1 protein-coding gene is annotated in these 822 nt (G+C 69.3%); it reads right to left on the reverse strand.

The genetic code is table 11. The features are described from left to right. A partial coding sequence (gene tnpC, locus ACYVD0_RS15240; protein WP_460427593.1) for an IS66 family transposase occupies positions 1-822 on the reverse strand: 822 nt, incomplete at both ends.

The following is an 822-nucleotide window of genomic DNA, read 5'->3' on the forward strand; positions in this document are numbered from 1 at the left end:
GCTGAACAGCCAGTTCTTGCGGCCGATGACGAACGGGCGAATGGCCCGTTCGGCACGGTTGTTGTCGATCGGCAGGTAGCCCGCCTCGGTATAGCGAATGAGCCGGCTCCAGTTGCTGGCCAGGTAGTTCACCGCCTTGCCCAGGGCAGTCTGCGCCGTGACCTGCGGCTGGGTCTTGTCCAGCCAGGCCTTGAGCTGGGCGAGGACCGGCAGGCTGCGCTGCTGGCGCGCCTCCAGGCGTTCGGCATCGCTGGCCTGCCTGAGTTCGCGCTCGATGGCATAGAGCCGATTGATCCAGGCCAACGCCTGGTCGGCGCGCCCGATCTTGCCTTTGGGCTGCACCTGCTGCGCCTCGACGAACTTGCGCCGGGCATGGGCCCAGCAGCCCTGGCGCTCGATGCCCGGTTGCGCGGCCAGGGCGTTGTAGCCGGCGTAGTCGTCGGTCATCAGGTAGCCGCGGTAGCCGGCGAGCAGGCGCAAGGGCACCTCCTGTGCCCGGCTGGGGCTGTAGTCGAAGAGGACGACCGGCTGCTCCGGCGGGCCGCCGGTCTGTACCCACATCCAGGACTGGCTGGAGGGATCCCGGTCCGGCTCCTTGAGCACCTGCACCCGCGTCTCGTCGCAGTGGATCACCGGGCCTTCCAGCAGCCGGTCGCGCATCAGGTTGAGCAAGGGTTGCAGCTGCCCGGCGCAGCGGATCGCCCAGCGCGCCAGGGTCTGCCGGGGGATCTCGACGCCGTGGCGGGCGAGCACCTTCTCGAAGCGGTGCAGCGGCAGGCCGTCGACGTACTTGGTGGTCAGCAGCATCGCCAGCACGCCGGG

This window comes from Azotobacter armeniacus, from assembly GCF_054779355.1.